This window comes from Streptomyces sp. NBC_01439 (assembly GCF_036227605.1).
GTDB lineage: Bacteria > Actinomycetota > Actinomycetes > Streptomycetales > Streptomycetaceae > Streptomyces.
The window spans coordinates 9350837-9377294 of the sequence record NZ_CP109487.1 but is presented as its reverse complement, the minus strand read 5'-3'; the positions used below and the strand labels follow the sequence as shown (position 1 = coordinate 9377294).

At 69.7% G+C, this 26458-nt stretch carries 30 protein-coding genes and 6 pseudogenes; 15 read left to right on the top strand and 21 right to left on the bottom strand.

Features of this window, described 5'->3' with window-relative positions; all coding sequences use genetic code 11:
• The first annotated feature begins 35 nt into the window (after positions 1–35).
• The 4 genes and pseudogenes from OG207_RS42840 to OG207_RS42825 all read left to right on the top strand — a co-directional run.
• The gene (locus OG207_RS42840; RefSeq protein ID WP_329107053.1) at positions 36–749 is read left to right on the top strand and encodes an aromatic acid exporter family protein; all 714 of its coding nucleotides are present in this window, start codon (positions 36–38) and stop codon (positions 747–749) included.
• Positions 750–773: 24 nt separating this feature from the next.
• Positions 774–1112 (top strand): hypothetical protein, encoded by a 339-nt coding sequence (locus OG207_RS42835; RefSeq protein WP_329107051.1) that lies wholly within the window; start codon positions 774–776, stop codon positions 1110–1112.
• Positions 1113–1405: 293 nt separating this feature from the next.
• Positions 1406–1621, top strand: a pseudogene (locus OG207_RS42830) (NADPH-dependent oxidoreductase); the annotation flags it as partial.
• Between the two features lie 91 nt (positions 1622–1712).
• A pseudogene (locus OG207_RS42825) lies at positions 1713–2611 on the top strand (catalase-related domain-containing protein); the annotation flags it as partial.
• Positions 2612–3212: 601 nt separating this feature from the next.
• Here OG207_RS42825 and OG207_RS42820 read toward each other — a convergent pair.
• Entirely contained in the window at positions 3213–3686 is a 474-nt protein-coding gene (locus OG207_RS42820) for a hemerythrin domain-containing protein (protein WP_329108274.1), read from the bottom strand.
• Between the two features lie 221 nt (positions 3687–3907).
• Between OG207_RS42820 and OG207_RS42815 the strand changes: the two genes are divergently transcribed.
• Positions 3908–4141, top strand: coding sequence for a DUF6479 family protein (locus OG207_RS42815; RefSeq protein ID WP_329108272.1), 234 nt, complete (start codon positions 3908–3910; stop codon positions 4139–4141).
• A gap of 358 nt (positions 4142–4499) precedes the next feature.
• On the opposite strand, the gene OG207_RS42810 is transcribed toward OG207_RS42815, so the two are convergent.
• Positions 4500–4943, bottom strand: a complete 444-nt coding sequence (locus OG207_RS42810; RefSeq protein ID WP_329107049.1) for a hypothetical protein — start codon at positions 4941–4943, stop codon at positions 4500–4502.
• Between the two features lie 440 nt (positions 4944–5383).
• Between OG207_RS42810 and OG207_RS42805 the strand changes: the two are divergent.
• Positions 5384–5599, top strand: a pseudogene (locus OG207_RS42805) (PRC-barrel domain containing protein); the annotation flags it as partial.
• Positions 5600–5665: 66 nt separating this feature from the next.
• Here OG207_RS42805 and OG207_RS42800 read toward each other — a convergent pair.
• The 6 genes from OG207_RS42800 to OG207_RS42775 form a co-directional block, all read right to left on the bottom strand.
• Positions 5666–6340, bottom strand: a complete 675-nt coding sequence (locus OG207_RS42800; RefSeq protein ID WP_329107047.1) for a peptide ligase PGM1-related protein — start codon at positions 6338–6340, stop codon at positions 5666–5668.
• Between the two features lie 29 nt (positions 6341–6369).
• Positions 6370–6942 (bottom strand): hypothetical protein, encoded by a 573-nt coding sequence (locus tag OG207_RS42795; protein WP_329107045.1) that lies wholly within the window; start codon positions 6940–6942, stop codon positions 6370–6372.
• Positions 6943–7058: 116 nt separating this feature from the next.
• A complete protein-coding gene (locus OG207_RS42790) occupies positions 7059–7610 on the bottom strand; it encodes a hypothetical protein (RefSeq protein WP_329107043.1) in 552 nt (183 codons plus the stop codon).
• A gap of 1 nt (position 7611) precedes the next feature.
• On the bottom strand, positions 7612–8154 hold the full coding sequence (locus OG207_RS42785; RefSeq protein WP_329107041.1) for a hypothetical protein: 543 nt from the start codon (positions 8152–8154) through the stop codon (positions 7612–7614).
• A gap of 420 nt (positions 8155–8574) precedes the next feature.
• Positions 8575–9237, bottom strand: coding sequence for an HAD family hydrolase (locus OG207_RS42780; protein WP_329107039.1), 663 nt, complete (start codon positions 9235–9237; stop codon positions 8575–8577).
• 220 nt (positions 9238–9457) lie between these two features.
• The gene (locus tag OG207_RS42775) at positions 9458–9706 is read right to left on the bottom strand and encodes a hypothetical protein (protein ID WP_329107037.1); all 249 of its coding nucleotides are present in this window, start codon (positions 9704–9706) and stop codon (positions 9458–9460) included.
• 127 nt (positions 9707–9833) lie between these two features.
• Between OG207_RS42775 and OG207_RS42770 the strand changes: the two genes are divergently transcribed.
• Both OG207_RS42770 and OG207_RS42765 read left to right on the top strand, forming a co-directional pair.
• Positions 9834–9989 carry a DUF6131 family protein gene (locus OG207_RS42770; RefSeq protein ID WP_329107036.1) on the top strand — a complete coding sequence of 52 codons (156 nt, stop codon included), beginning with the start codon at positions 9834–9836 and terminating at the stop codon, positions 9987–9989.
• 647 nt (positions 9990–10636) lie between these two features.
• Positions 10637–11005 (top strand): annotated as a pseudogene (locus OG207_RS42765) (hypothetical protein); the annotation flags it as partial.
• Positions 11006–11110: 105 nt separating this feature from the next.
• Here OG207_RS42765 and OG207_RS42760 read toward each other — a convergent pair.
• From OG207_RS42760 to OG207_RS42745, 4 genes and pseudogenes are all read right to left on the bottom strand, one after another.
• Positions 11111–11626, bottom strand: a pseudogene (locus OG207_RS42760) (isochorismatase family protein); the annotation flags it as partial.
• 79 nt (positions 11627–11705) lie between these two features.
• The gene (locus OG207_RS42755) at positions 11706–13601 is read right to left on the bottom strand and encodes an amidohydrolase (RefSeq protein ID WP_329107034.1); all 1896 of its coding nucleotides are present in this window, start codon (positions 13599–13601) and stop codon (positions 11706–11708) included.
• Between the two features lie 98 nt (positions 13602–13699).
• On the bottom strand, positions 13700–14422 hold the full coding sequence (locus tag OG207_RS42750) for a GPR1/FUN34/YaaH family transporter (RefSeq protein ID WP_329107031.1): 723 nt from the start codon (positions 14420–14422) through the stop codon (positions 13700–13702).
• A complete protein-coding gene (locus tag OG207_RS42745; protein ID WP_329107030.1) occupies positions 14415–15392 on the bottom strand; it encodes an alpha/beta hydrolase in 978 nt (325 codons plus the stop codon). Before OG207_RS42745 ends, OG207_RS42750 begins: the two co-directional genes overlap by 8 nt.
• Positions 15393–15625: 233 nt before the next feature.
• Here OG207_RS42745 and OG207_RS42740 point away from each other — a divergent pair, with 233 nt between their 5' ends.
• Both OG207_RS42740 and OG207_RS42735 read left to right on the top strand, forming a co-directional pair.
• Entirely contained in the window at positions 15626–16618 is a 993-nt protein-coding gene (locus OG207_RS42740; protein ID WP_329107028.1) for a helix-turn-helix domain-containing protein, read from the top strand.
• A 507-nt stretch (positions 16619–17125) separates the two neighbouring features.
• Positions 17126–17868: pseudogene (locus tag OG207_RS42735) on the top strand (carbonic anhydrase).
• 66 nt (positions 17869–17934) lie between these two features.
• On the opposite strand, the gene OG207_RS42730 reads toward OG207_RS42735, so the two are convergent.
• Positions 17935–18105: a hypothetical protein gene (locus tag OG207_RS42730; protein ID WP_329107026.1), complete on the bottom strand. Its 171-nt coding sequence runs from the start codon at positions 18103–18105 to the stop codon at positions 17935–17937.
• A 58-nt stretch (positions 18106–18163) separates the two neighbouring features.
• On the opposite strand from OG207_RS42730, the gene OG207_RS42725 reads away from it, so the two are divergent.
• From OG207_RS42725 to OG207_RS42715, 3 genes are read left to right on the top strand one after another with little or no spacing between them, the layout of a single operon-like run.
• On the top strand, positions 18164–18628 hold the full coding sequence (locus tag OG207_RS42725; RefSeq protein WP_329107023.1) for an ATP-binding protein: 465 nt from the start codon (positions 18164–18166) through the stop codon (positions 18626–18628).
• Positions 18625–18828, top strand: a complete 204-nt coding sequence (locus OG207_RS42720) for a hypothetical protein (RefSeq protein WP_329107021.1) — start codon at positions 18625–18627, stop codon at positions 18826–18828. Before OG207_RS42725 ends, OG207_RS42720 begins: the two co-directional genes overlap by 4 nt.
• Positions 18825–18983, top strand: a complete 159-nt coding sequence (locus tag OG207_RS42715; RefSeq protein WP_158718350.1) for a DUF6126 family protein — start codon at positions 18825–18827, stop codon at positions 18981–18983. Before OG207_RS42720 ends, OG207_RS42715 begins: the two co-directional genes overlap by 4 nt.
• A 147-nt stretch (positions 18984–19130) precedes the next feature.
• Here the strand turns inward: OG207_RS42715 and OG207_RS42710 are convergent, their stop codons facing one another.
• The 8 genes from OG207_RS42710 to OG207_RS42675 form a co-directional block, all read right to left on the bottom strand.
• A complete protein-coding gene (locus OG207_RS42710) occupies positions 19131–19466 on the bottom strand; it encodes an ArsR/SmtB family transcription factor (RefSeq protein WP_329107019.1) in 336 nt (111 codons plus the stop codon).
• Positions 19467–19641: 175 nt separating this feature from the next.
• A complete protein-coding gene (locus OG207_RS42705; protein ID WP_314251689.1) occupies positions 19642–19863 on the bottom strand; it encodes an alkylphosphonate utilization protein in 222 nt (73 codons plus the stop codon).
• A 43-nt stretch (positions 19864–19906) separates the two neighbouring features.
• The gene (locus OG207_RS42700) at positions 19907–20317 is read right to left on the bottom strand and encodes an STAS domain-containing protein (RefSeq protein ID WP_329107015.1); all 411 of its coding nucleotides are present in this window, start codon (positions 20315–20317) and stop codon (positions 19907–19909) included.
• Positions 20318–20333: 16 nt separating this feature from the next.
• Positions 20334–20759, bottom strand: coding sequence for an ATP-binding protein (locus OG207_RS42695; RefSeq protein ID WP_329107013.1), 426 nt, complete (start codon positions 20757–20759; stop codon positions 20334–20336).
• On the bottom strand, positions 20756–21178 hold the full coding sequence (locus OG207_RS42690) for a pyridoxamine 5'-phosphate oxidase family protein (RefSeq protein ID WP_329107011.1): 423 nt from the start codon (positions 21176–21178) through the stop codon (positions 20756–20758). Before OG207_RS42690 ends, OG207_RS42695 begins: the two co-directional genes overlap by 4 nt.
• Complete coding sequence (locus OG207_RS42685; RefSeq protein WP_329108271.1) at positions 21175–22830, bottom strand: SulP family inorganic anion transporter; 1656 nt, start codon at positions 22828–22830, stop codon at positions 21175–21177. Before OG207_RS42685 ends, OG207_RS42690 begins: the two co-directional genes overlap by 4 nt.
• Before the next feature lie 74 nt (positions 22831–22904).
• Positions 22905–23246, bottom strand: coding sequence for an ArsR/SmtB family transcription factor (locus OG207_RS42680; protein ID WP_280913739.1), 342 nt, complete (start codon positions 23244–23246; stop codon positions 22905–22907).
• 366 nt (positions 23247–23612) lie between these two features.
• Complete coding sequence (locus OG207_RS42675) at positions 23613–24164, bottom strand: FAD-dependent oxidoreductase (RefSeq protein ID WP_329107008.1); 552 nt, start codon at positions 24162–24164, stop codon at positions 23613–23615.
• A 756-nt stretch (positions 24165–24920) separates the two neighbouring features.
• On the opposite strand from OG207_RS42675, the gene OG207_RS42670 reads away from it, so the two are divergent.
• Together OG207_RS42670 and OG207_RS42665 are read left to right on the top strand one after the other, a co-directional pair.
• Complete coding sequence (locus OG207_RS42670) at positions 24921–25517, top strand: hypothetical protein (protein ID WP_329107006.1); 597 nt, start codon at positions 24921–24923, stop codon at positions 25515–25517.
• A 274-nt stretch (positions 25518–25791) separates the two neighbouring features.
• On the top strand, positions 25792–26301 hold the full coding sequence (locus OG207_RS42665; RefSeq protein WP_329107005.1) for a hypothetical protein: 510 nt from the start codon (positions 25792–25794) through the stop codon (positions 26299–26301).
• The last annotated feature ends 157 nt before the right edge of the window (positions 26302–26458 follow it).

The following is a 26458-nucleotide window of genomic DNA, read 5'->3' as shown; positions in this document are numbered from 1 at the left end:
CGGCCACAGAGCGGGCCGACTGTCTACGCCGCGCTGTGCGGGGAGCCGGGAGCGAGCGTGACGAGGTACTGCTCGGTGCCGAGACCGTGATCGCGGCGATGGCGGCCTGGGTGCTGGCCCGCTACCTGCTGCCACCGTCGGTCGCGACGTTCGCGCCGTTCACCGCGCTGGTGTCACTCCAGGCGACCGTGGACCGCTCGGTTCGCGACTGCCTCCAGTACGTGCTGGCGATGACAGCGGGAGCCACGCTCGCCGCCACCCTGGCGGCCGTCGCCGGCATCCACGGCTGGACGTTCGGCCTCCTCACCCTGATCGCGCTCTGCATCGGCAGGATCCGGCACCTCGGCCGGCAGGGCACCCCGGTCGCCATCGTCAGCTTCTTCGCGTTCTCCTCCGGCCAAGGACAGATCGACTACATCGGCCACCTGGTCGCGTCCGTCGGCATCGGCGCGCTCTACGGCCTCGCCGCCCACCTCGTCCCTGCTCCCGCCCGGCACACCGGCCATCAGCAACAAGCCGTCACCGCTCTCTACGTCGCCATGACCCAGCGCCTCAACGACCTCGCCGACACCCTCGAAGCGGAGGCTCCCGACCGGGATCGGCTGCGTCAGTGGCGCCGCGACTGGCGCAGGCTGTCCGCCGAGTGCGAGCGCATCCGCCACACCATCGAAGCCGAGATCGAAAACGGCCGCATGAACCCGCGCCGAACCGTCAGCGGCTCCGGCGAGGCCCTCCCCCGCGCCCGGTAAGCAATCACTGTCGCCGAACGCAGCATGGACCACCTGCGCTCCATGACCCGGACCCTGGACTACGCCCTCGACAGCGGGGAACTCGGGAACCTCACGGCCACTTTCCGGCCCCGCTGCAGCGCTGTCCTACGCGCGGTCGCCACCGCGATGGGGGATATCGGCCGGGCGGCCGCCACTGTTCCGAACCTCCTCGACGCGAAGATCGACGAAGCAGCCGTAGGACTCGACCAGGTGCAACAGCAGGAACGGACCACCTGTGAAGCCTCTCCGACCGTACACGCCTTGCAGGGCACGCTCCTCACGGATGCCGGCCGCCTCCTGGCCGATCTCCGATCGGGCCGGCAGAACCTCGCCAGGACCTGAGGACCCTCGATTCCACACGGCCCGTGTGGTGTGACGTAAGCGCGGGGCGGGGTAGGCGCGGCAAGAGAGGCGTCAGCCGCCGAGGCAGCCGAACGCCGCCCCGCGATCGGGTCGCCTTTAGGACCGACCGCGCCAACACCCCCAAAGGCGCCACCACCCGCCGTGGACAGGCCGGTGAATCGTGGCGTCGGCAAGGAATGACAATGAAAGCGGCAGTGTACGAAGGACCGCAGACGGTGACGGTGAAGGACGTCCCCGACGCGAAGATCGAGCACCCCGGCGACATCCGGGTCAAAGTCAGCGCCGATCTCTTCCAGGGCCTCAACGACGTCGGCTTCTCGCTCGCCCCGAACGCCGTCACCTACTGGGTCGGCGAAGCCATGCAGGGCACCGACTACCAGGACCTCGACAAGACCCCCCAGAAGGCGGCAGCAACGACCAAGACCCTCGCCGCCAACACCGCCCACCTCGCCCGCCGCCTCAAGGCCGCCCCCTTCCCGGCGAGCTGACCCACAGCTCACCCTGCGCGCCACGGAGACCGGAGAAGCGAATGTCGTCCCAGAAAGCACCCGGCCTTTCCGACCCGGTTACGCGCCAAACACCGACGACCCGCTGCTCGCCGGTCGGCTCTTCTCCTACCTCGACACACAGATCAGCCGGCTCGGTGGCCCCAACTTCGGCCAGATCCCCATCAACAGGCCGCACGCCCCCGTCAACGACATGCTCCGCGACGGCATGCACCAGACCGCCGTCCACACCGGCGTCGCCCCCTACCACCCAAACAGCCTCGACGGCGGCTGCCCCGTCCTCGCCGGAGCCGACATGAGCGCCTTCATCGAAACGCCGGTGAAGATTCCGGCGGCGAGCAAGGTCCGCGAGGTACCGGCCTCGTTCTCGGACCACTTCACCCAGCCGCGGCTGTTCTGGCCGAGCATGACGCCGCCCGAACGCGAGCACATCGTCGCGGCCTACACCTTCGAACTGAACGAGTGCTACGAGCAGGCCATCAAGGAACGCACCCTCCAGGTCCTCGCGAACATCGACACGGAGCTGTGCGAACAGGTCGCCACCGGCCTCGGTCTGCCGGCCCCCCGGCCACCGAGCCGCTTGCCCCGACCGGCGGCACCCTCGACGGTATCGGCGACCCGATCACCGTTCAGCGGACCTTCGCCCCCACCCGCTCCGTCGAATTCGACGCCGTCCTGCTGGCCGGCGTGCCTGCGGCGGGCGCGGACGCGTACGGCGCCCGCGACGCCAAGGCCGCCACTGCCCAGCCCCCCGAAGCCCCCGACCCGCGCGTACTGCTGCTCCTCACCGAGGCGTACCGGCACGGCAAGGCCATCGGCGGCTGGAACGGCGCCGAGCACCTCCTCGAAACGTGCGGCATCGCAGTGGACGACCCCGGCATCGCCACCGGCGAAACCAGCACGGCGCTCGTGGAGGAGCTGACGCAGGCGCTGGGCTCGCACCGCGCATGGGACCGCTTCCCCGCCAACCTCCGAGGTAGTCCGCCTGTCGCCGACCACCCGCGAGCCACGGATGGTCGGCGACAGGCTGTCGAAGCTCGCGCCCCGGATCCGGGAGGAACAGGCGAGGCCGTTCGTATCACCGGCCCGTCCCCAGGAACTTCTGGGAGCTTGGGGAGCATGGGGAGCATGGGGAGCATGGCCAAGACTGCTGTTGTCATCATCGACATGCTGAACACGCGCGTCCACCAGTAAGCGGATGAACCCGCCCCCTCCGGCGAGCAGGCCCTGCCTGCCGTGGTCCGCCTGCTGGAGGAAGCACGTCGACGCGAACTGCCGGTAACCTACGCCAACGACAACTTAAGGAAATGGCGTTCCCACCACGGGAAGATTTGGGAAGCCCCGCCAACCAGGTCGAGCCCGTGCGCCCTGGCGAGGATTCCTCGTTCATCGTCAAGGCACGCCACTCCGCCTTCTGATGGAGATCAACATGACGGCCCGCATCGTCTCCGAGACAGAGGCCCTCGCCTGAAAAGGCGGCGCCGGCGCGCGTTTGGCAGTTGGCGTCTCATTCTCCGAGTTGCCGGTCCCCGGTGGAGGCAATAGGGGTAGTCAAAGAGAGTGGGGGCCGCCGTCAGTGCTTGGCGCTCGGCACAACCAGGGGCTCGCCCGGAGCCCTCTTCTTCGCCGCCTCCATCTGTTCGCCGAGTTCGGTGAGGCGGTTACGTCCCATGGCCTTGCGGACCTCGGGGAACCACTCCTTCTCCTCCTCCTCGACGTGGTGCCGCACGTTTTCCATCAGCACGCTCATCTTGGCGTCGAACCGCTCGTCGGCCGCGTCCAGGTCTTTGAGCTCGGAGAGCATCCACAGAACGACGTGGTGCTCCTCGATGCTCTCCAAGACATGGTCCTTGGTGTCGGGTGCCGCCTCCCGGGCGGCCGGGTAGAAGATCTTCTCCTCGATCCACGTGTGCGTGGTCAGCTCGTCGATCACCTTGTCGGCGATCTTCCGCTTCTCTGCATGAGCGTCGTCGCCGGCTTTCTCGAACTGCTTGAACAGCTTCTCGACCGTCTTGTGGTCTTCCTTGAGCAGCACGATCCCGTCCACCAACGCCTCCGAGGCTTCGCCGTACCGGGCGGCGCGGCCCGCCACCCACGCCCGTTTACCCGGCACACGCTCGCAGCGCTCGCCCGGAGCGATGGATTGGCCCGGATGGACGACGCGCCTACGCCGTCCGCTGGGGGCGCCGAACCGCCGCGCACGCATACCGAGCGATGTAAACCCGTTCGACGTCTGGTATGTCCGTGGATCGCGGGTAGGGGCCGCGCATCACTGCCATCGAAACGCTCGCGGCCGAAGGCCGGGCCTCACTCTTCCTCATCTTCGCCGGAGTGGTCCTGGTCGTCCTTCTGATCGGTGCCTTCTGGTACAGGAGCCGGCGCAGGCGCCGGGAGGCACCGCCCGCCGAGCGGAACCCTGTCGCACAGCGCCGCGAGGACTCCTGGCAGACCCCGGAAGAGCAGGCACGCGATCAGAAAGACCAGGAGCATCCCCGCCCGTGAGCCCGACCGACCCGACCGGCTGAGCCCGTCGATTCGTTGACGGGTGCGCACCGATCCGCACGGCGGACAGCCCGAGCAGCGCGACGGAGACCGCCCGGCTGCAGGTGCGGCACGGGAGGGCCGCCGCCGTCGCCGGCGTGACCGTCAAGTGCGCCGCCCGGGCGGCCGCAGCCCTGCGCGGCGACGGGCCACCCGCGGCAATCGAAGTCGAGGCCGCCCTGCGGACGGCGATCGACGTTGCCCTTGCTACGGCCCACCCTGCCAAGCCTGCGCTCCTGCCGGACCCCGATGAGCCCCAGCCGGTCAGCTGCCCCGCGTGCTGCCCCTGCCCGTGCCCTCGCCGAGCCGGGCCTTCGTATCAGGAGGTGGGGGGCGTTGCGGTGTGGTCCGGATGGTGGCGGGTGCGGCGAATCGTCTTGAGACGGGCCTCCAGGAGGTGATCGCGCCCGCCGACCAGCTCATCGACGATGTCGTGTTCCACCCCGGCGAAGGGCCGGTAGTACGTGGAGTTGTAAGCCTCGATCATCTGGAAGGTCCAATGCCCCGGGATCACGTTGCGGCCCACGATGTCCCGCTCGACCCGGGCGGCCTGCTCCTCGTGGCCCGCTTCGCGCAGGAGCCGGACCGCGTCGCCGAGCTCGAAGTCCGCGGTCCCGGTCAGCTGGTGGAATCCGTAGAGGTGACCCCGGGCCCGCTCCGTGGTCTCCAGAGCTTTCGACAGCGCACCCAGGGCGCGCACCGTCCTCTCGTCGACACCGTCCGGCACCTGGTGCGCCGGGTCCATCTCGCGATAGCTGTCCATGGAAGTCGTTCTGCCCGAAGGATGCTTCCCCGAGCGGCCGATTGGGTCGAGCGGCGTAAGGCGTCTCGTCAGACGGCCCGGCAGCCGGCACGTTTCCGTCGAGACGCCGGCACGGATATCTACGGAATGCGCGCGAGCTCTCCTGCCGGGCCACCCGGATAAGAAACAGCGGCCGCTGGTATCGCTGGTAACCATACGACAACAGTGCAGTTCAGACACTGCATGGCGGTGGCCGGTGCGCCCTCGTGAACCAACAGCTGCTGAAGGCTGATATCGGGGGCATACGGAGAGCAGCCGGGACGGTCGCCGTGACGCAGCAGGGGACCTGCTCACCTCCAAGGATCGACGGCCGCCCCCGTTCCGCATTCGATCCGGGTGCGTGAAGCCTGAAAGGCGGGGCAGACGGGGTTCAGGCGGAACGCAGTACATCTGCCGAGCACGGCGTATGGATCTTCGGCAAGGAGGTCCTGCTGCCGGCGAGCACGGTCGTCAAGGTCGACCCGGAGGATCGGAAGATCTTCGTCGACCGCACCAAGGAATAGATCAAGAGCGCCCCCGAGTTCCACCGGGACAAGCACCTCGGCGACGCCGGATACCGGGAAGAGCTGGGCACCTACTACGGCACCGGCGCCCCCTTCGGCGGCCGCCCCGCCTGATCGCGTGCCCGCCCCACGACGCCGGTCCCGGCACCCAGGAGGGTGCCGGGACCGGCGTCGTGTCGGTCAGCCGCCCTCGAATTCGAGAACCTCGGCCAACGCGGCTTCCTGCTCCTCCACATCTCCAGCACTCCTGGCGATCACCGCGTACCGCCAGGAACGGCCGTCGGGCGGCGCGTCCGCGTACAGAACCACGCCCTCGCCGCGCTCCGGATCGAACACGAGGCGGGAAGCGCGCAGCCGGGCGAGGGCTCCTTCGAAGTCCACGGGATCGCGTGTCCCGCCCTTCGACACCGACCATGCCGGGTGCGTGTTGGCCGGTCCCGCCGTCAGCCGGGTGACCATGGTGTGCGGTGTGGTGGTGGCCGTACGACGGATATTGCTCTCGCTCGCGTACGCCACGCCGTCTACGTCCACCAGCGCGTCGAGTCCGCACGGGCCGGCGTAGCCGTGATCGGCCAGGTGGCGGCCCAGGGCCGTCCCCCACTCCTCGAGCTCGTCGGTCACGTGCGCGCAGGAGGACGGCAACGGGGAGGCGTACCCCGTGAAGGACCCATGAGCCGTACGCATCGCTCCGCTGAACAGCGCGTGTGTCGCTGACTTGGTGACCTCCAGTTGGATGCTCACCGATTCGGCCACGTCCAGGCACTCCTCCACCACCCACATGCCCGCGGGCCCACCGACCGTGTCGAGCGGCAGTACCGCCCCGCCCCTCAGATCGTCGCGGGACACGAAGCGCATCCCATGCCCTCCCGCCGAGCGATCGGGCTTCACCACGACACGCTCGACTCCCGCAGGAGTTCGCGGGCCACGCCCTCGGTCTCCGGGCGCAGGCACACCCGTCCCGCCGGCAGCCGCATGCCCAGCTGCTCGGCCGTCTCGCGGAACCCGGTCTTCGTGTTCAGCAGCATGGTCATCTTCAGAGCGGCCTCGGCAGCCTCAACGGTGGGATACGGATGGACCGCGAGGCCGACGTCCCGGGCGAACGCGATCGCCGATGCATCCAGCGCCGTCGGCAGCAGGGCAGCGCCTCGATCCCCGGCGAGAGCCCGGATGTGCTCGATGAGGCCGGCCTCGCGCACCGCGCGAGCCAGCGGTACGGCTCCGGCGGGGGGTACCTCGACGACCGCCACCGATTCCGGAGGCACCCCGGTCAGGCCGTACACGTACCGCAGGAACTCCCTGCTCAGCGGCACGGGAGTGACCAGCACATCCCCCGGCCGGAGCAGCCACGCCTTCCGCGGCGCCTGCTGGGCCCACTGTGCCAGGATCTGCCCCTCGTTGAGGTCCACCGCCAAGTCCGAAAGGAAGTTCGCGAACACAACGATCGGGCCCGTCTCCATCACCGCTCTGCTCCTCTGGTCGCCGCACAGCCGTCTGTGGTCAGCGTCGGATCGCCCCACCCGCTTCTCGCGCGTACCGCCAAGCTCGCTCCGACCGGCTCCGCCACGGAGCCGGGTCAGGTGTTCAGGAGACGGTTGAAGAACGACCGGTAATGCTGCAGCGCCAGCCGCAGTTCTTCTGTCGCTACCTGCTCACCCTGGCCCCACTGCCCCTCCAACCCTTGCTTGCGGGCGGAGAAGGTACGGGCGAGGCTCTGCATCACTTCCGCGACGAGGCCGTCCGCCGACCTGACCGCGTCCTGCGGGTCGTCGACGAACCGGCCCTGTATCTCGCTCCACCTCTTGTGGTACTCCGCGGTGTCCTCGGCACCCAGCAGCGGCTCGTCGGCGCCCGCCTGCGCCGGGCCGGCCCCCTCTTCGCGATCCGTCGGGAGTTCGTCCCCGCGTTCACGGGACTCGCCCTCCCCGGCGCCCGTGTCCGCGGTGGCCTCCCCCGGATACATGGGCGGCGTCCGCCGGTCGGCCGCCGCCTCGCCGGATCCGGTGTCCGTGCCGGTGCCCGCCCCGCCGTCCGCGGCCGGTGCCGGTGCCGGTCCCGGATGGGCTATGTCCTCCGTCGTGATGCCGGCGTCGCCGGCTCGCTCGTCACTGCTCGCGTGGTTCCGCATGTCACCGGCTCCTCTGGTCACTCAGCAGGTCGTCGAACAGGGCGCGGTAGTGCACCATCGCCCCTCGCAGTTCCTCGGTGGTCGTCTTCTGATCAATGCTGCGCACCTTGACGTCGTGGGCAGCCCGGTAGTGCTCCAGGGTCCGGCCGTGCTCGACCGATAGATCACGCAGCTGACCGCGGTAGTCGTCTGTGGGATAGCCTCGCTCGCGCATCAGTCGCGAGACCAGATCGTCAGCCTCCTCCACGGAGCCTTCCGGCCGGTCCACGAAATGTTCCTGGACGCTGCTCCATTCGACGGCGTACTGGTCGCGCCGTGCGGCCGGGAGCTCCTTGATCTCAAGCTTGTCGTGGCGTTCCTCACGGGCTCGCAGCTCGCGTTCGGCGGCCATGCGACCGCCCTCCGCCTCGACCGTGCGGTTGTACTCGGGGCCGAACTTGTTCTGGAGACGACGTCGGCGGGCCGCCATCCACAAGCCGACCGCGAGCGCGATCACGATGACCGCGGCGATGGCAACGATTGCTATGAACATGCTGGTTGACATGGTTGGCCTCCAACCTGGAGCCTCACTGGGCGGCGCTCACGCGGCTACCCCGGTCCCCCGGGGGACAATCCCGACCAGCCCTCCCTCGACGACGTCGAACGCCGCCACGAAGGGTGACGGGTCCCGGTTTCGTTGCCTCGGACGGCTCGTACGGGCTGGCTCAGTCGGGAGGTTCCGGCACCGCCGACCGTTCGGTGGTGGAGGGCTCCTCCGGGGCCGGCTCGGCCGGGGGCGGTATGTCTCAGGGACCGGTGGGGTGCGGGTCGCGGGGACCGGATCCGGGCTTTCCGGCGTGGGCCGGGGGCCCTCGGGTTCCGGCTCGGTGGATCGTTCCATGGAGCTCACCTCGTGGTACGGCTCTTTCTCGTACGCTGCGCCTACCCAGCGGGTCATCGCTCAAGCGGTGTGGTCCGGCGGTCTTCACCTGTCCGCGAACGGACTGGTGTCGATGTGCGCGAGCAGATCGGCGGGGTGCCGGTAGACGGCGCGCGCCCCGGCCGCTTCGAGGTCACGCTGCGGAATGCCGCCACAGAGCAGCCCCACGCACGCGACGTGGGCCCGGGCTCCCGCTTCCATGTCCCACACGGTGTCACCGACGAACACGGAGTCTCGGGCAGCGGCGTCGGCGAGGCCGAGTGCGTGGTGGACCGGTTCCGGCGCGGGCTTGCCCTCGCTCACGTCCTCGGAGCTCGCCGTCGCGGTGATGGCGTCGTCGGCGTCGACGGCCCGTCTGAGCGCGTCGAGCTCGGCGTCCGTTGCGGAAGTCACGAGCACGACCCGCCAGCCCCGTCGGTCCAGCTCGCGCAGCAGATCCGCCGCCGCGTGCAACGGGGGCAGCCGGTCGAAGTACGTGCCGTAGAGGGTGCTGTGCGCGGCGCTCAGCGTGTCGTCTTCGCTCGCATCCCGGTGCTCGCCCAGCAAACGGGCAAGGAGGTCCTCGCCGGGCAGTCCGATCGCGCGGTGGATGTCGTGCATCGAAACGTCGTGGCCCCCCTGCCGCAAGGCCTCCCACCAGCAGACCACATGCAGGTGATTGGTATCGGCGAGAGTGCCGTCGACATCGAACAACGCGGCACGGTTCATGTCCGCCTCCGGTAAGGCTCAGCAACCGAGCTCTCGCCTGAAACCGGCTCGTTCACGTGAGGAGGCCGTTGTCACAGCTTCCCCAGAGCCGGCAGCAGCCGCGTCCCGGACCACGGCCGGCCGTTGGCCGAGCACCCGGCGAGGCACACGGCCGAGAACACCTGCCTCGGCCGACGGGCAACAGACTTCCGTGCCCGGGTGGGACCGGTCCACGCTGACGTCAGCGGTCCTCGGAGTCCTCCTGCCGCTCGTGCTCGTCATCGGGGTGGATCTGCTCCTCACGGCCGATGCCCGGACGGTGCCGCTTGGCACGGTGGCCCCCGGCGTCCGTGTCGTTCTCCGCCGTGCCCGAGCGCTGGACAACGGCATCGTCCGCCTGCTGCCGGGCCTCACGGTCGCCGCTCTCGCCCACGGCCTCGGACGGCGTGGTCCGCCGCGCATGCTGCCTGGACTTTTCCTGGTCTGTCACTGCGTGCTCCCTCGGTGGCGCCTATGTCCTGCGGCTACCCCACCTCGTCGGCTGTACTCCATGGCACGCCGACAGTGCCGGACGCGCCTAGGCTGAAAGGAGAGTCACAGCGAAATCGGAGGTGACCATGATCATCCTCGGCGTCATTCTCCTGGTCATCGGCTTCGTCGCGGGAATCAGCATCCTGTGGACCATCGGCGCCATCCTCGTCGTCATCGGATCCATCCTCTGGATCCTGGGCGCCCTCGGACACTCCGTCGGCGGCCGCAAGCACTACTGGTAGGACCTCTACCGAGCGCGAAGGGGGTCTTCTATCCATCGCAGGAAACGCAGGAAGACCGGTGCCCAATCCGAGGAACCGAAGCCATCCCGGCCCCGCGCGGCGAGGAATTCCCCGCTCAGAGCACCCACTCGCGATCGCATCGCAGCTCCGGGCATGCCCGCGCTGACGGCGCAGTCGGGCCTGCTAGACTTCGTAGCCTTCAAAGACCAGCAGGCACTCCATTCCCCCATCGGCACCACGCACCTCACCGCCCACCTCCCGCCCGCCTGCGCGCAGGCGGGCGAGTCGTGGCGCTCACCGCAATGGCTGGGGAGGCGGCGTATGCCCTGGGCGGGTGACCCGTGATCCAGCGCAAACGGGCTAGACAGGGCTCCGAATCCAGCGGCAGGGATGACAAAGCTGATGATGCAAGGCATGACTCCGCGTGACGGCCGTCAGTCGCGGAAGCGTCACCTCTGATGCAGGGGCGTAAGGGCTTCCGGCGTCCACGGCCAGCACTCGCCGTTCCGGTGCTGGTTCGGTGCTGACTGCCCGCACTCAAAGGAACGGAAAGCACAGGTCATAGCGCTGATCGGATGAGTTGTCGTACCACTCGATGGTGGTCCCGATGAGGCTGGCGGCGACGATTCTGCGGATTCCGGTTGCTGATGGTGCGGCTGTTGCGGGGGAGGTCCGTTGCCGGGAGCACCGTGCTCTCTGCCCTGCGGAACGGCGGTGGCCCCGGCTCCTTCACGAATGTGGTTGCGATGCCGACGTGGCGACTGCGGGACTTCCACGACGACGACCTGGACCGCGCCATCCAGATCTGGGACCAGAACCAGCAAGCGGACGAGGCCCCTGCCGTCTTCCCCGTTTCGGAAGTCGTGACCGCAGCCAGGGCCGGAGGACCCGCCGTGGTGGCGGTGGTCGGCGACGAGCTGGTGGGTGTCGCCGTGGCGCAGGCCTGTGGCGAGCGGGGTTGGATCATGGTGGTGGCTCTGGCCGGGACGTGGCGCAACCGCGGAATCGGGAGTTCCTTGATCGCCGAGCTTGAACGGCGCCTGCGGTCGCTGGGAGCCCGCCGGATCGGCGCGCTTCTCGCGCCGGGGGCGACGGGAACCGCAGCGTTGGAGAATTCCGGATACCGCCCCCGGACCGGGCTCGTCTTCTACGAGAAGCTCGTGGGCGGCCGGGGTCACGCCGGCCGAGGCGTCTGCGACGACGTAGACCTCGTAGCCCTGGTTGAGCGCGGAGAGGGCGGGCAGGACCAGGCAGACCTCGGTCCACAGCCCGGACAGGATGATCTTGCTTCGACCGGTGGCCTTCACGGCCTCGACCAGCGCGGTGTCCTCCCAGGCGTTCATCGAGGTGCGGTCGACTATCTCGTGCTTGGGGAAGACCTCGCGCAGCTGCGGCAGGATCGGTCCGGAGAACGACTCGGCCGCCACGGTGGACAGCACGACGGGGACGTCGAAGACCTTGGCGGCCTTGGCCAGACCCACGGTCGCGTTGATGACGGACACGCGGTCGGTGCTGGCGGCGCCGAAGAACATCTGCGGCTGGTGGTCGACGAACAGCATCATCGCGTTGTCGGGGGTGATCAGGTCCGGGCTCGGGGCGGCATGGACGGCGTCGAGGTCGAGTGCGAAGTCGGTCATGGAGATTCCTTCCGGTGGTGATCGGCACGGGCGTGCCGATATGAGTGCGAAAAGGAGGGGCTTCGGGGATGTCTTCGGGTCAGAGCGCGAAGCAGGGGTCGAAGACCGGCGGGGGCTCCCCCGGGGCGAATCCGCGGGCGATGCGCCACTGGCGGTGCTGCTCGGATTCGGCGGCGGCCTCCGCCAGCAGGTCGGCCTGGCGGGCACCGGCCGCCGAGGGCGCAAGAGTTGCCTGGTAGCCGCCGTAGTGGGCGACCGGGCTCCAGGCGGGGCTGACGGTCGGCAGCGCCTCGTCCAGGCCCTCGTAGGTGTCCGCGGCGTAGACGATCCGCCCGCCGGTCACCGTCAGGACGGACTCGATGTGCGGGATGTCCCCGGCCGGCACGGTGAGGTAGTCGTGCGAGAGGACGGCGAAGTCCGCGAACCGGCCCTCCGCGAGGACCCCCTTGTCCGCCTCCTCCCCGGTGAGCCGCGCCCCGCCCGCCGTGTACAGCTCCAGTGCCTGTTCACGGGAAACGAGTTGCTCGGCGGGGCGGAGGGGCAGGTTGCCGACGGTACGGCCGGTGACCAGCCAGTGCAGTGCCACCCAGGGGTTGTAGGAGGAGACGCGGGTGGCGTCGGTACCTGCGGCGAGGGGAATCCCGGCGCGCAGCATGTCCACGATCGGCGGGGCTGTGCCGGCGGCCATCGCCCCGTACCGTTCGGCGAAGGCGCGCCCCTGGAAGGACATCCGGTTCTGGACCGAGATGCCGCCGCCGAGGGCGGCGATCCTCTCCAGGCTGTCCGGCGAGACGGTCTCGGCATGGTCGAACAGCCAGCGCCGGCCCGGGAACAGCCCCTCGGCGGCGAGTTTCTCGAAGACGGCCAGGTCCCGGCGGATGGTCTCGTCGTAGGTGGCGTGCAGCCGGAAGCCCCAGCCGTGCTCCATCAGCAGCCGTACCGCCTGCTCGAACTCGTCCTCGTAGCCGTCCGCGAGATCCGGCCGCGGCTCGGAGAAGTTCTCGAAGTCGGCGGCCGCCCAGGTCAGGTTCTCCCCGGCGCCGTTGAGGCGCAGCCAGGCGTCTCCGTCGCCGGGGCGGACGGTCTCGGCCCAGCGGCGCAGGTCGGCCAGCTCCTGGCCGGCGGTCTGCGGGAAGAGGTGGTAGCCGATGCGGACGCTGAGCTCGCCGGCCCGGGCCAGTTCGGTGACGGTGGCGTAGTTCTCGGGGAAGTTCTGGAACCCGCCCGCCGCGTCCACGGCGGAGGTGAGGCCGAAGCGGTTCAGCTCGCGCAGGAAGTGCCGGGTGGAGACCCGCTTGTCGCTCTCGTCGAGGGTCGGCGCCTTGGCCAGCGTGGAGTACAGGACGAGAGCGCTGGGCGAAGCGAGGAGCAGCCCGTTGGGGTGGCCTTCGCGGTCCCGGACGATCTGCCCGCCCCTCGGGTCCGGGGTGTTCCGAGTGAAGCCGGCGGCTCGTACGGCGGCGCGGTTGAGGATCGCGGACTGGTAGAGGTGCAGCACGAAGACGGGGGTGTCCGGTGCCGCGGCGGTCAGCTCGGCCGGCGTCGGCATCCGGCGCTCGGTGAACTGGTCCGCCGTCCAGCCGCCCACGACCCGGATCCACTGGCCCCGCGGGGTACGCCCGGCCTGCTCGCGGAGCATGGCCAGGGCTTGGCGCAGCGACGGCACGCCGTCCCAGCGCAGTTCCAGTACGTAGTTCAAGCCACCGCGGATAACGTGCAGGTGCGAGTCGTTGAGCCCGGGCACGACCCGGCGGCCGAGCGCGTCCACGACCCGGGTTCCGGGCCCGACGGATCCGGCGATGTCGCCGTCGTCGCCCAGGGCGGTGATCCGGCCGCCGCGCACGGCGAGCGCCGTCGCGGTCGGCCGGGCCGGGTCCTGGGTGTGTATCTTGCCGTTGCGCAGGACGAGGTCGGCGTGTCCCCCGTCCTGTGGACCGAGGGCGGGTGTGATCCCGCCGACGGGCATGCTGGTCATGGTGCTCGCTTTCGATGCGTCACGACTTCAGAGGTCGGAGGCCGGTGCGTACGGGCCGGGTCTACGAGGGCTGGATGCGAGTGGCCGGACGGCCGGGGTCAGAGGGTGCGCCTTACGCCAGCCTGGCGTTCGAGGTTGCCCAGCTGGACGGACAGGTCGCCCTCGACGGCGTGGTGGGCCGGGCCGCTGCGCCCGATCGGCAGGACCTCCTCGCCGCGCATGTCCTCCAGCATCAGCGCGAACGCCGTGTACAGGGCGACGGCGGCGAGCAACAGACCGAGCAGCCCGGAGACGGTGCCGAGCCAGGCGACGCCGGTGAGGTTGGCGAGCGCCGCCACGGTGAACCGGGGCACGGCCGTACACAGCACGAGCCACAGGGCCCGCTTGCGGCCGGCCACCGAAGCCATCAGCAGGGCGAACAGCGCGAACACGGCGTTGAGCACGCCCAGGACGCGCGTCCCGTCCGACGGGTCCAGCACCAGGGTCAGCGAGGACGCCAGCCACAGGCCGGAGAAACAGGCCATCAGCGTGGCCGCCAGCACGTCGCGGGCGCCGAACGCGAACCAGCTCACGAGCAGTTGCAGGACGAACGCGGGCAAGACAGCCAGGCCCACCGCCCGGCGGGCGCCCTCCTCGAAGACGCCCAGCTGGAAGCACCCGACGATCACCGAGGCGATGCCCACGGTGTAGAAGCCGAGCGGCATCGGGGAGGCGATCGGCCGCAGGTTGATCCACGTCATCCCACGCAGGTCGGGCTCGAACCGTCGGCCGCCGCCGAGCGGATCGTCTACGGCGGCCGACTGCGCCGTCGGTTCAGGCATCGGCCAGGGCTCGTCGGAGCGTGCCGATGGCGAGGTCGATGGCCGACTGGGCGGCGTGGGTGCCGCGCAGGACGTTGAGCATGACGAAGTCGTGGATGATGCCCTGGTAGCGGACGGCCGTGACGGGTACTCCGGCGGCACGGAGCTTGTTGGCGTAGGCCTCACCCTCGTCGCGAAGGACATCGGCCTCAGCGGTGATGACCAGGGCCGGGGGCAGGCCGGCCAGCTGCTCGGTGCCGGCGCGCAGCGGGGAGGCGGTGACCTGGGCCCGCTCGGTCTCGTCGGTCGTGTACTGGTCCCAGAACCACTGCATGCCGTCGCGGCGCAGGAAGTAGCCCTCCGCGAACTGGTGGTACGAGCCGGTGTCGAAGGAGGCGTCGGTGACCGGGTAGAACAGCACCTGCTGGACCAGCGGCAGGCCGCCGCGCTCCTTGGCAATCAGGGTCAGTGCGGCGCTCATGTTCCCGCCGACCGAGTCACCGGCCACCGCGATCCGGGAGGCGTCCAGACCGTGAGCAGCGCCATCGGTGACGATCCAGCGACCCACTGTCCAGTTCTGCTCGATCGCCACCGGGTAGCGGTGCTCGGGCGACAGGTCGTACTCGGGGAACACCACGGCCGCCCCGGCCCCGACGGCGAGCTCGCGCACAAGGCGATCGTGGGTGTGGGCATTGCCGAACACCCAGCCCGCTCCGTGGATGTAGACGATGACCGGGAGCGGGCCCACGGCCCCGGCCGGACGCACGATCCGTGCCCGGACCTCACCGGTGGGGCCACCGGACACGGTCACCCACTCCTCGTCCACGGCGGGCAGGTCGGCCGGGCCGGACTGCACCTCGTCGACGGCCTTGCGACCTTCGGCGGGCGGGATCTCGAAGAGGAACGGCGGCTTGGCCGTGGCCTGGGCGAATTCGGCCGCGGCCGGTTCCAGGACCGGAGTGACGGGGGTGAACGGATGCTGGTCGGTCATGATCCTGCCTTTTACTCGCAACGGGCGTGCCTCGGCGGCGGGGGATCCGCCGGACACGGATCCCGCACCGGAACTGCGGGAGCCGCTCCGAAAGTTAGGCGTTGTCGAGCGGCGCGGGTCGCCCCTGCGTGCACGGATCTGGCCCCTGCGTGCAGAGCCTGAACGGAGCCGTGCGCACCTCCCCCACAATCACCTCGACGGCACTCGACGGACCCTGACGGAGGTGGGATTTCGTGCTGCTCCTGGATCTGGACACCTATGCACCAGAGGAACGGGCGGACGCGTTCCACCACGCGATGAACGACGCCTCGGTACCGAACGACGTCGTCCACGAATCACCCGAAACGGGGATACGCGCCCGGTTCGAGACCTGGCGGGTAGGCTCCCTGGACCTCTTCGACGTCCGCAGCACGGGGTTCGAGGTCCGGCGGACCGCCCGGCACGTGCGACACCACCGCGACCGTCCCGTGGTCTCCGTATCGCTCCAGACCGCAGGCATCCACAGAGCGGAGAACGCGGGCGAACGGTACGTCCTGGGCGCGGACGACATCGGCGTCTTCCACGAGCTCGCTCCACGCCGCTACGGCTGGTCCGGAGAGGGCTCCTCCTGGGCCGTCACCATCGACATGGAGCACCTCGGAGTACCGGTGGACACCGTAGCCAGGGCCTCCGTGCGCCTGCGGACCAGCCCGCTGCACGACCTGGTCCTGGCACACCTGTGCACCCTCCGGCGAGACCCCGGGCGGTTGGAGAAGGACCCGGGCGCAGCCGCACTCGGCAACGCCACCACCGACCTGGTCCGGGCCCTCCTGACATCGGCAGCCCACGATGAGGACGACCAGCGTGTCCGCTCCGTCATGGACGACTGCCTGGCCGGCAGGATCATGGCCTACACCCGTCGCCATCTGAGCGACCCGGAACTCTCGCCGGAGCGCATTGCGCACGAGCATGCGATCTCCAAACGCCAGCTGTACGCGGTCCTGTGCCGAGCCGGCATCAGGCTCGAACAGTGGGTCATATCCGAGCGACTCGAAGCGGCCTGCCGCCTGCTGACCTCTCCTCAGCACGCCGGCCTCCCCGTGTCGGCAGTGGCGGCGCGCTGCGGATTCACCAGCCCCAGCCACTTCACCCGTCGGTTCCGGGCCACGTACGGCGTCACACCGCGTGAATGGCGGCGCCACCGAACCGGGGAGGCCTCACGCGCCGTACCGGAGGACCGGCCTTGACCGTCTGCGTGCCGTGCCGTGCCGTGCCGATGCGAGGCGCCGACCCCCAGGCATGTCAAGAGCGGCAAAGCGGGGAGGAGCGTTCAACCGGAAGAAAACGTCGGGGACAGGACGCCGGCGGGCACCGCTACGGTAGAACGCGGGCAGGCACTCCCGACAGTCGGCGATACCTGCCCAACAAGTAGGTGCGGCCCCGAACCGTGCCCGCCCGGCAGATTCTCGCAGCCGCCGAAGGAACCGCTTTGAGAGACGCCATCAACTCTTCGGGGTTGTTCACGGCCTCAATTGATATGCGGTCCACGCAGGCAAACCCCGCGTCCCTGAGCGGCCTGCCGGCATCCCTCCGGGCGGCAGCCACAGCATGGCTGCAGGAGTGAACACGCACCTTCGGAGCATGGAGAGCTCGGACCCGCCAGGGAAACGCGCACCTCCAGCGCGGGCCAAATCTTGCTCAAGGCGGACCTTTGCCCGATGTCCGACAAGGGCGGGCACCTACTTTGTCCAGACATGAGTGTCGATCGTGACTGCGAATCCGAGGTGGTCCTCGCGCGGCGCCGAATGGTGCGTGCGGGGTTGAGCGGGGCCCTGGCGTTAGGGGTCGGGCTGGTGTGCGGGCCGTCAGCAGCCTCAGGCGCACGAGCCGGGGAGGCAGCTGTCCGCAGGCCGCGGCCTGCGGGGCCCCGGCAGGCGTGGGGCGAGCTGGAGGCGGGAAACCGGCGCCGGCGGACGTTCCACGAGAGCCATCCGGACCGCGCCGGGCATGTGCGCCGGGCGCTGGTGGTCGGGCAGCATCCGTTCGCCGTGGTGCTCGGGTGCGTGGACTCGCGGGTCCGCCGGAGTTGGTCTTCGACCAGGGGCTGGGCGATCTGCTCACCGTGCGGTCGGCGGGCGAAGTCCTGGACGAGGCAGTCCTGGGCAGCATCGCCTACGGCGTGCTGGAAGTGGGTGTCCCGCTGACCGTCGTCCTGGGGCATCAGGGGTGCGGGGCAGTCGCTGCGGCCGTGCACGCCGAGGCCGGCGGTGAGCTCCCGGCGCACATCGCCTACCTGGCGGACCGGATCCGGCCGGCGATCGACCACCGGCTTCAGGGCGACGCCCGGATCGACGCGGCGGTCACCGGGAACGTCCGCCGGGTCCGGGCGCGCCTTGCCGCCGAGCCGGACCTCGCCGCCCGGGTCGCCGACGGTTGCCTGGCCGTAGTCGGTGCCCGCTACGAGCTGACCAGCCAGTTGGTGCGTAAGGTGCCCTGACCAGCCTGGGCCGGTGAACTTCCCAACGGGCCCGCACCAGCTAGACTTGCAGAGTTATGCAATTTACTAGTTCTGGATATGGTGGACGGGGGTCGCGGTGTGGCCGGGTTCGAGGAAGCGGCGCTGGAACGGGTCCGCGTGGCGCGGGCTCGTCTCCAGGCTGCACAGGAAGCTGACGATGCCTTCGAGGAGGCGCAGGCCGCAGAGGAGCTGGAGGACGCATTGCGCGTGGCCCACGATCACGGTGTGGCCACCGACGCAGGAGACGGCCGGTGAACCAGACAGTGGCACCGGCATGTCCGAGGCGTCGGTGATGGCCCGGCACCCCAGCGGCCGGCCTGCCGTCGAGGTGCTCAAGCACGTGTGGACGGTGCCGCTGGTGCCGGGTTCCGTGCGGGCCGCGCGCGAGCGCAGCGAACGGTCCCTCGTCTCCTTCGGGCTTGAGAGCTCCAGCGCCCTCTTCGGCGCCGTGCTCCTGGTGGTCAGCGAGCTCGTGGCCAACGCCGTCCGGCACGCTCAGGACTCCCCGGATGCGGAGGTGACTCTCCACATGGCCGAGCACCTGCTCGTGGTCTCGGTCGAGGACCTGGACCCGCGCCCGATAACGCCGGCCGATGCCGGCCGGACCTCCGGGCGGGGATTGCGCACAGTGGCCGACCTGGCGCGCACGTTCGGCGGCGACGTCCGTATCGAGCCTTCCTCCGGCGGGCACGGCAAAACGGTGCTCGTCCGCTTCATCCTGCCGGAAGGCACACCGTGACCAGCAGGAACCAAAGGGCCGTCCAGCTGTACGAGATCGCCTTCCTCGGAACCGGCCCTGAGCCGGAGGTTCGCACGGTCGAGGCCGGTGAAGTCGCGGCCGCCATCGAGTACGCCGGCGAACACGGCATGCAGGTCCGCGTCCGCCCGTGCCGCCGCCCGGTCGAGAAGTCGAGAACGAAGGAGGAAGATGCGTCATGACAGACAACCTGCCCGAGAAGGACACGGCGACGGAGCACGAGAAGTGGAAGGAGAAGGGCGTCGCCATGCGGGCCTTCTTCTACATCTTCGGCACGCACGTGTTCGCCGGGTTCATCTGGCTGCTGTTCTACCTGGGGCAGCACGCCCAGAAGTGAGGGGGGACCGAAGTGGGCCCGAACGCCTGCGGCGCGGTTCGGCATATGAGGGAGCGGCCGCCTTCCGGTGTCAGAAGCGCGTTGAACCCGCACTAACGGAAGACGGCCGCCGCACGTGGGGTGCGGGCCCCGCAGGGCCGGCGCCGTTCAGGCGTGGCGGCCGGCCTTGAGGTCGGCCAGTAGTTCGGCCTGGCCTTCCAGAACGCCGGAGAGGATGCTTCGGGCGACCCGCAGGAGCTCGACGATCTCGGGGTCGGTGAGCGCGTAGTACACGCTCGAGCCCTCCCGGCGGGTCACCACAAGGTTGGACTTGCGCAGCACGGCCAGCTGCTGGGAGAGGCTCGCGGCCTCCACCCCGACCTCGGGCAGCATCTCGGCGACCGCGTGCTCGCGCTCGGCCAGGAGTTCCAGGACGCGGATGCGGACCGGGTGCCCCAGCGTTTTGAAGAACTCCGCCTTCAGCTGGTACAGCGGTGTGCTCACCTGGGTACCTCTGTCGTGACTGCCCATCTCATCCACCCGGAACCGTTTCCTAGCGGGGGCGTCGGTTCGCCCCTCTTCACACCTTGCGACCTCCACAATTGCAGATCCTTGCAACTCGCGGACCCGGCGGGGCACCTTCGTGTCGTTCGCCTTCCCGCAGTAGGGCCTTCGCCGGTCAGGCCTTCTTGAGGAACTCGGTCCTCAGGACCAGGCCCTTGACCTTCCTCGTGTTGCACTCGACCTCGCCCGGGCGGGAGGTGAGGCGGATGTTCTTGACCAGGGTGCCGCGCTTGAGGGTCTCGGAGGTCCCCTTGACCTTCAGGTCCTTGGTCAGGGTGACCGAGTCCCCGTCCTCCAGGACGGTGCCGTTGGAGTCCTTGAAGACGATGTCGCTCATGGTGCCGGTGTCCTTCTTCGTTCTTGTGGATGGTCGTGGTGGTCTAGGTGAGGGCGGGTGCCTCGGGGGACTGCGGAGTGGGCCAGTCATCGGTGGTCCACTGCTTGGCCGTCCCGTGGGCTCCGTGAGCGGCCAGCGCGGCGGCGAGGTCGCAGTGGACCGGGACGGGCGGGCAGGTCGCGTCCGGGACAAGGGAGCCGTCCGCCGGTATCGCGGCGAGCTCGAGTCGGCGCCCGCTCTCGGCGAGGCGGCGGGCGGCCTGGGCGACGGCGATCTGCCCGCCGGCCGACCAGCCCAGCAGGCCGGTCAGGTCCAGGATGACTGGGCCGGTGCCCCTCGCGATCGCCCAGCCGATGGCACCAGTGAACCGGTCGGTGGCGTCCGCGCCGAGATACCCGGCCAGGGACAGCACGCCCAGGTCCTGGCGGGTGGTGTAGCGCCATTCGATCGTCATCGTCAGCTCCTCGACTTCACAGGGGAAGGGTGATCCAGATGGCCTTGCCGCGCCCGTCCGCGTCCGCCCGTACGACGGCGGTGCCGCCGAGTTCCATCGTCATCTCGACCACCATGGCCAGGCCGCTGCCCGGGGCGGTGGCGAGCGCCCCGAACAGGGCGGGCTGGTAGGGGTGGCGGTCGCGGACGGCGAACGCGAATGCACCCGGCCCGTGTGCGTAGGTGACCGTGATGATCGGGGACAGGACTGCGGCGTGGCGGACGGCGTTAGTAACCAGTTCGGCCAGGATCAGGAGAGTCGGCCCGACACTCGGGTGACGAAGACCCACCCCGCACTCGACGAGGACAAGCTCGGTGGTCTCGCGGGCGATGCGAACGGCGGCCCCCATGGCCGGCACATCCAGCACGTGCCGGTAGGGCATCGCCTCGACCTGAACACTCACCGGCCCGCCCCCGAGACCGTACGGGCCAGACGGAATCCGGAGACGGACTGCGGGTGCAGGCGCAGCAGGGTGTCGTGCGGACCGTGCGCCCAACCGGGCAGGGTGCGCCGGTAGTGGGCGGCCTCGTCCGGGTCGGCGATGACGTCGGCGGGGCCGTGGGCGCTGACCGTCCAGCCGGTGCCGGCCGGGCTGCGGATCTCGTCCACCTGGTAGGTCAGCAGCGCCCGGCCGGGAATCGTGGCGGCCTGTACGGGGGCCCGGACGACGAGGCGTCCGTACTCCATCACGTGTGCGGCGGGGCGGACGACGGCCACCTCCCGCTGGATGTAGACGAGTCGGCCTTGGGTGGAGCCTTCGAGGAGCCACAGGGCTTCGGTGCCGGAGACCTCGATCATGCGGAGGTCGGCGGGGACGGTCATCGTGCGGCCTTCCGGATGCGGTGCGGTCGGTGGTGCGTACGGGGCAGCAGGCCAGCCTGCTCCAAGTGTTCGCGGGCGCCGGCGATCGCCTCGGGGGTGGTGGCGTACTCCCGGCCCTCCAGACGAAGCAGCTCCAAGGCTCCAACGGCGTCCAGGGCCTGTCGCTGGCCGGGCCGGATACCGGAGGCGGTGACGGCGATGCCGCGCCGGTTCAGCTTCTCGACGGCGTCTTTGAGGACGAGTGCGCCGGTGGCGTCCAGGGCGGTCACCCGTGCCATGCGCAGGATCACCACCTTGACGTCGGCGACCTCGGAGAGTTCGAGGAGGAAGCGGTGGGCGCCGGCGAAGAAGAGGGGGCCGTCGATGCGGTAGGCCACGATGTGCTCGGCCAGCAGGGCGTGTTCCTCGTCGCGGTACTCGCCGGGCAGGTCCGGCCGGAAGTCGACCTGCTCCATCCGGGCTTGGCCCGCCACCGCCTTCAAGGCGAGGGCTCCCGCGACGACGAGGCCGATAATCACGGCGTACACGAGGTCGAGAACCAGGGTGGCCGCGGCGGTCAGGACGAGCACGACGGCATCCGAGCGGGTCGCCTTCGCCATCGCGCGCAGTGAGCCGACCTCGACCATGCGGATCGCCGTCGCCAGCAGCACGCCGGCCAGCGCGGCGAGAGGGATCTTCGACACCAAGGGGGCGGCGGCGAACACGATCACCGCGAGCACCGCGGCGTGGGTGAGCGCTGCCAGCCGGGAGGAGGCGCCGGTGCGGACGTTGACCGCTGTGCGGGCGATGGCGGCGGTGGCCGGGACTCCGCCGAACAGCGGCGCCGCGAGGTTGGCGACGCCCTGCCCGAACAGCTCCTTGTCCGGGTCGTGCTGCTGCCCCACCGTCATCCCGTCCGCCACGGTCGCCGACAGCAGCGACTCCAGCGCGGCGAGCGCCGCGACCGCGACCGCCGGCGCCAGCAGCGACCCGAACGCGGAAGTGTCGAGGAAGGCCAGAGACGGTGCGGGGAGCCCCGGAGGAAGGTCACCGATCGGGGCCGCCGCGTCCAGGTGGAAGAGCTGCGCGATCAAGGTCGCGGCGATCACCGCGACGATCGAGAACGGGATCGTCGGCTTCCACCGGGCACCTGCCAGCATCACCGCCGCGACACCCGTCGTGAAGCCGATCGCCGTCCAGTTCGGGAAGGCCACGGACTCCGTGACCGCACGCCAGGCCACGAGCAGGACCTTCTCACCCTCCGGCTTGGCCACGCCGAGCGCGTTGGGTATCTGCTGGAGGCCGATCACGCACGCGATCCCCAGGGTGAACCCCTCCACCACTGGTGCCGGCACATACCGCATGTACTGCCCGGCCCGCAGCAGCGCGAGACCGATCAGGAGCAAGCCGGCCATCAGCCCGACGGTCAGGACGCCGCCGGGCCCGTACCGGGCCACGATCGGCACCAGCACCACGGTCATCGCACCGGTCGGCCCGGACACCTGGAGGTTCGACCCGCCGAACAAGGCGGCGAGCGCGCCCGCGACCACCGCGGTGGCCAGCCCGGCCTCCGCGCCCAGCCCGGAGGAGACGCCGAACCCGAGGGCGAGGGGAAGCGCGACGATCGCCACCGTGAGGCCGGCCAGGAGATCCCGGCGGGGACTCCGGGCCATGACCGCGTAATCGGCCCGGGCGGGCAGGACGGAACGGACCCGGCCGAGCACGGCCGTCAGGGTGGTGTTCACGCTCACGAGGCCGGGACCTCGGACTCGCGCAACTCCTCGAGCAGCTCGCTCTGCCCGCTCAGGACCTCGGTCAGGATCCGCCGTGCGGCCAGCATCAGCTGCGCAACGTCCCCGCCGGCCAGTGCGTAGACGACGGTAGCGCCGTTACGGGTCGAGGTGACGATCCCCGAGCGGCGCAGGACCGCGAGCTGCTGGGACAGGGCGGAGGGCTCGATCTCGATCGCGGCCAGCAGGTCCCGCACCGGCATCGACCCGTCCTGCAGCAGCTCCAGAACCCTTATCCGCACCGGGTGCCCGAGCATCCGGAAGAACTCGGCCTTGGCTTGGTACAGCGGAACCGGCACGGTCTCGCACCCTTCTCACCACCCCGAACGGGGCAAATGCCTGGTGCTGTGCCCGCGGCTACCAGGGACACAACAATCACAGCATCTATGAAATTGCAGATTTCTGCAATTTATAGATCCTGCGATCCACCGCCTTCCCGTGGAGTTCAGACCAGCGACGCGGCGGCATCCGGCGCATCGAACTCGTCAAGCGCGACCAAGCCGGCCGATGGCCACTCCCAGAACTCCCGGCCCCTCCCCGCCGACGGCCGCTCGGACCAAGATCCGGACGCACGCGTGGACCCCGGCTCGTCACGCACCTCGCGCTGCCCGGCATGGAGTCCGGCGAACGCAAAGGCTCGCGAAGCCTGCCACGTGAGACACCCTCTAAGGCCTGATGTTCTGGTTCAGATGGAAGAGGTTCCCCGGGTCGTAGGTGCGCTTGACCTCGACGAGGCGGTCGTAGTTTCCCTTGTAGTTGGCACGGATGCGGCCCTGGTCGTCGTCGGCCATGAAGTTGACGTAGCCGCCCTCCTCCGAGTGCGGGGCGGTGGCCTCGTAGTAGTCGCGGACCCAGGCGGTGTTGGCCTCGTTGAAGTCGCCCCAGGTAGCACCGCCCTCGGCGCGCGCCGTCCGGCGTACGGGGTCGACGCGGACGCCGCGCATCGCGGACAGGTCGGCGACCACGCCGTCGTCACAGGTGCCGAAGCCGGGCACGCTGTGCCCGCCGCCGCGGACCGCCAGGTCGAGTCCGTTCTCCCGGGCGAAGTCGACGGCCGCCATGACGTCACCCGCGTTGACACAGCGCACGACGGCGGACGGCCGTCTGTCGATCATGGCGTTGTACACCTTGCGGGCCTCGTCGTAAGCCTCGTCTCCGGGAGTGACGACCATGCCGCGCACCCGTTGGCGCAGCTGGTCCACAGAGAGGTTGCCCATGGCCATCGCTCCTCTTGCCCTGGCTCGGAAGGCGTGGCGCCTGTGGCAGCGGCGCGGCGTCGAACGGTGGAACTTCCCGCGAGCCCCGAGGCCGCCTGCCACTGGACAGGGCCTAGATTCACGCTACGCCGATGGGATGAAGCGTCAACAGGAACCGCTCGAGCGACCTGGGCGTGAGACGTTGCCCGGGACCCGATTCGCAGCAGGCGGTGCTTACGACGTGGGTGCACCGCCGCGAACGGTCCGGGCCAGGGCCGCCCTGCGAGCAGGGTGGACCGCGCGTCGCTCGCGCGGGCTCAGCGCGGCACCGTCGACGCTCGTGCCGGAGGCATCGTGGAGGGCAGGGCCCCAGCTCGCCCGACCCCGCCGGGCTCTCCGCTCCCGATCGCTCCCCGCACGCACCACGATCCGGACCATTTCCGGACCAGCTTCGTCCAAGGAGCCATGCCAACTGCCGTTTGCCCTGGTCAGCATGGGTGCAGCTGCTGTACCACCAGGAGACGAAGAACCTGCTGAGCCGTGCGGCGCGGCTCTCTGGTGTCGGCGGCTGTCACGGCGACTACGCAGACTTCCGAACCCGGTCGGCAAGTTGCCGCCAGCGCCGATGCACAGAGGAACCGCCCTCTGCGTCGACCGAGCCCAGGCCGCCGGTGGCTTGCTGGAGCGGTGGAAGCTCACGCGCGGTGTGGCCGAAGACCTCGAGGAAGATCGTAAGACGTTGATCCGTTCCCCTATCAATCCCGGGGTGCTGGTTCTATGTTCGTCATCTCGATGCTGAGGGGTGAGTGCATGGACCCTGACGACGTGATGATCGATGCCCTGGCCGACAAGATCCTCGGGGGCAAGGTCGGAGGCGCGCTGCACCTTCCGTTCCGGTGGAAACGGAAGAATGCTCCGCGTCGCGCGTACTCCCCTATCCACGTCGAGGCGAACACTCCTGTCCGCACCGATCTCTCCTGCCGCCTCGACCTCCGCTTCCGGATAGGCCTCGACAAACCGTGGGAGTACAGCCTGATGCTGCTCCACCCCGGAAGCGGCACGATCCTGCGCCGCCTCGATGTTCGGGGGACACACCTCGACCGTGAAACGGGCGAGCGCTTCATCAATCGCACGCACAAACACAAGTGGAGCGAGCGGCGGGGCAACAGCGACGTCTATGCCCCCGACGACATCCGCCACGCGCCGGACCCGATCGGCGACGCGACCCTCACCTCGATGGACGAAGAGTACGACCGCGTAGTGAGGGACTTCATCCAGGAGTGCAAGATGGACGTCGCCGCGGGCTACGTTTGGGTTCCGCCCATGCCGCCCGTGCTGGCCCCGACGCTAGAGGGATTCGAGGAGTACCCATGAGCACCTCTCCCCTCGACCCGCGCCTCGCCGAGGACTTGCGCTGCTGGCACATCGCACCGGCAGGTCGCCCGGGAACCGTCGCGCTTACTGGACGCTCCTATTCGCCGATGGGGACGGAGTCACCGTTCTGCTTCGGGTGTCCGGGGACGACGCACTGGCCAGCGACGGAGGCTCCATGGTGGCCCGCTTGGCCGATGCTGGAGTCGATGTCTGGGGACCGACCCGGGCAGCAACCGCCTGGGCAGAGACACTAAACGCGTTCCGCCTCAGCGAGGTGGACGGGCGAATCGTCGGCCGTCGGCCCCTGGACCAGGCCGCGACGCTCGTATCCGACATCAGCAGTGCCATGCTGACCGCCGACGGCCTGCGATGGCTCGCAGCTCCCGATCGGGACAGCAGGCTCGTACGTCAGCTCTACGCGTACCTCGACGATGCCCGGATCGCCTACGACCGGCGCCCCACGGTGGAGCTCCCCCGCGGTGCCAAGGTACGCCCCACCGCCCGCATCAACCTGCCGAAACGAACGGTCCTGGTTCAGGCCGTCGGCGGCTCCGAGCAGGGCCTGGAGCACGCCCTGTCTCTTGTGCAGCGCATCGAACGCGCGGACTACGCTTTCGACCAGCGCCTCGTACTACTGAGGGGCAATCCCCAGGCGTGGCCCGCCGACCATCTCGACCTCTTGGCGGACCACGCACCGGTCGGGTTCTCCGACCGCATGGACGCGGTCACTCGGTTCCTCAAAGAGGGCACTCCGCTGGAACGCCCAGTCGCCCCCGAGCCGTAGATCTCTCGCGCCCGCGCAGGCTTCCCCGCGGTCAGGGGCCAGACCAGCGAGGCCGTTGTCACCTGTCCACAAGGGCTGGAACGTGCCCGCGCACGCACCCCGGCGACGGATCGCACCCCTTGGCTGCTCCGCCGACGAAGTCGCAGGGCGCCAGCGG